This is a genomic window from Streptococcus cristatus (assembly GCF_001588905.1).
In the GTDB taxonomy this organism is placed as follows: domain Bacteria; phylum Bacillota; class Bacilli; order Lactobacillales; family Streptococcaceae; genus Streptococcus; species Streptococcus cristatus_N.
Genome location: NZ_LAWH01000071.1, coordinates 1 through 3,029 on the forward strand (window position 1 = coordinate 1; position 3,029 = coordinate 3,029).

The 3,029-nt window shown below is 43.4% G+C and carries 2 protein-coding genes; both read left to right on the forward strand.

Translation table 11 applies throughout. The features are described 5' to 3' along the window. Window positions 1–879 (forward strand): LPXTG cell wall anchor domain-containing protein (locus tag A0765_RS10710; protein ID WP_257000847.1); only part of this gene is annotated, 879 nt, incomplete at its 5' end. 396 nt (window positions 880–1,275) lie between these two features. Then, a complete protein-coding gene (locus A0765_RS09710) occupies window positions 1,276–2,907 on the forward strand; it encodes a Na/Pi cotransporter family protein (protein WP_005591032.1) in 1,632 nt (543 codons plus the stop codon). The last annotated feature ends 122 nt before the right edge of the window (window positions 2,908–3,029 follow it).

The window sequence follows — 3,029 nt, forward strand, 5'->3', positions numbered from 1 at the left end:
AGCCTCAGTGCCTCAATTAGCGCTTCAGATTCAGCAAGTACAAGTTTGAGCACAAGTCTCAGTGCCTCAGATTCAGCAAGCACAAGCACTTCAGCATCAGTAAGCTTGAGCCAATCAGTCTCAACAAGCGAGAGCACTTCAGTATCATTGAGCACTAGCGCGTCTGCTTTGGCAAGTGAAAATGATTTGGCATCACTGAGCGTAAGCGAATCTCTATCAGCAAGCGCAAGCTTCAGCACTAGTGTATCGGCTTCAGTCAGTGCGTCAGATTCAGCAAGCGTAAGTGTAAGTACCTCTACATCACTTAGCGATAGCCTTTCAAGCAGCTTGAGTACAAGTGTGTCACAAGAGTCAAACTCATTCAGCTATAGTAAGGGTGATCCAACCAGCGAGTCTAAGCCAGAGTTTAACCTGCCAAGCTACCTCGCATCTGTAAGTGCAAGTACTTCAGCTTCTGTAAGTGATAGTCAGTCTATCTCTACTTCATTGAGTACAAGTGCAAGCATTTCAGGATCAATCAGTGCCAGTCATGCTATCGCTGACGATTCACTTTCAGCAAGTGCCTACTTGAGCATGAGTGTTTCTGCTTCATTGAGCACATCAGCAAGTGTGTCACTGAGTGATAGCGCAAGCATCTCTACTAGTCTGTCTGAAAGTGCATCTGTATCTAGTGCTACAAATCACTCTCAAGCACCTAAGCCACAGCCTGCACAACCAGAAAAAGTTAAGGTTACTCCAAATGCTAAAGCTTTACCAAATACAGGAACTGTCAATAATCCATTAGCAGCTCTTGGATTAGGAATAGCAACGTTAGCATCAGCCTTTCTTAAGAACAAAAAGAAGAAAGAATCAACATCTGATGTGAATTTGGAAGACTAATCTTAAAACCTAGCTAAAATGATACCAGCACTTTAGCGATGGAAAGCAAATCCCAGATAGCCGTAGGCTATCTGGGGTTTTTGCTTTTTGCATGTATAGAATGTGAGTTATGCTGAGATAAAAGATAAACTGGGCAATTTAGATGTTTTGAGCCTGAGACTAGAAAGCGATGAACCAAGCTAAAAATATTGAAATTTAGTTCTGTCTACTTGTCTTTTCTTGTAGTGAGAGGGCCTTGTTGCTTGCTCTAGTTTGCTCTTGAGTATGAAGAAAATAAAAGTTTCAAAATGAGCAAAAATAATTCAATTCTTTTTTAGAAAAGGCTTGTGAGATTAGGCTGGATGTTTTAAAATAGTATAGGAGATTATCCGCTATTTATTTTTCGGAGGAAAAGAAATGTCCATTAATTGGCAAGAAATTATATTTAGCTTTTTAGGAGGCTTAGGGCTGTTCCTATACAGTATTCGTATGATGGGTGACGGCTTGCAGCAGGCAGCGGGAGACCGCCTGCGCTATTTCATTGATAAATACACGAGCAATCCTTTTTTAGGTGTGCTAGTTGGGATTGGGATGACGGCCCTGATCCAGTCTAGTTCAGGTGTGACGGTGATTACAGTTGGTCTGGTTAGTGCAGGGCTGTTGACCCTGCGTCAGGCTATCGGGATTGTCATGGGGGCCAATATTGGTACGACCGTGACTTCCTTCATCATTGGTTTTAAGTTGGGTGATTATGCACTTCCCCTGCTCTTTATCGGTGCGGTTTGCCTCTTTTTCACCAAAAATCGCTCTGTTAACAATATCGGGCGCATCTTCTTTGGTGTTGGCGGGATCTTTTTTGCCCTCAATCTCATGAGTGGAGCCATGGAGCCACTTAAAGATCTGCAAGTCTTTCGCGACTACATGGTTCAGCTGAGTAAAAATCCGGTCTTAGGTGTCTTTGTCGGAACAGGTTTGACCTTGCTCATCCAGGCATCATCAGCGACTATTGGTATTCTACAAAATCTCTATGCCAGCAATCTCATTGATTTGCATGGAGCCTTGCCTGTCCTCTTCGGTGACAATATCGGAACGACGATTACAGCGATCATCGCTTCCTTGGGTGCTAATATCGCAGCCAAGCGTGTTGCTGGAGCCCATGTGGCCTTTAACGTTTTGGGGACAATCATCTGTATGATTTTCTTGTTGCCTTTTACATCGCTGATTCAGTGGTTTGAGACAGCCTTGCACTTGTCACCAGAAATGACCATTGCCTTTGCCCACGGAACTTTTAATATTACCAATACCATTATCCAGTTTCCTTTTATTGGCTTTTTAGCATATTTGGTTACCAAGTTGATTCCGGGTGAGGATGAGACCGTTAAATACGAATCTCTCTACCTAGATACGATTTTGATTGACCAAGCGCCATCATTGGCTCTGGGAAATGCTAAAAAGGAACTCCTTCACTTGGGTGGCTACGCGGCTAAATCTTTCGAATTGGCCTATGATTATATTATTAACTACGAAGAAAAATCAGCTGAGAAGGGCCATAAGACTGAGGAAGCTATCAACGCTATTGATGATGAATTGACTCGCTATCTGATTGTCCTATCTGGTCAGCAACTCAATCCAAAGGAGAGTGAAGTCTTGACTAGCATTCTGGACTCTAGCCGTGATTTGGAGAGAATTGGTGACCACTCAGAAGCTTTGCTGAATTTGACAGACTACTTGCACCGCAAGAAAGTGGAATTTTCACCAGCCGCCTTGGCAGAGTTGGAAAACATTTATCAACTGACCTTGGACTTTATCAAAGAAGCTTTGACTTCTGTGGAAACAAATGATGTGGAGTTGGCCAATACTTTAGAAGCCAAGCATGCAGCTATTGACAAGTTAGAACGCAGCCTGCGCAAGACCCACATTGCCCGTCTCAACAAGGGAGAATGTACGCCTCAGGCTGGGGTCAACTTTATCGATATTATTTCCCACTATACCAGAGTTGCTGACCACGCCATGAATTTGGCTGAGAAAGTACAAATGGAACAAATCTAAGACAGGAGGCTGGGACAAAAGTCCTAGCCTCTCAATTGTCTTTGGATTGTCGAGCAAGACGCAGTGGTTGAGTGGGATCTACTACGCTGATTTCATCAGCTTTTACAGCCCTACTCAACTGT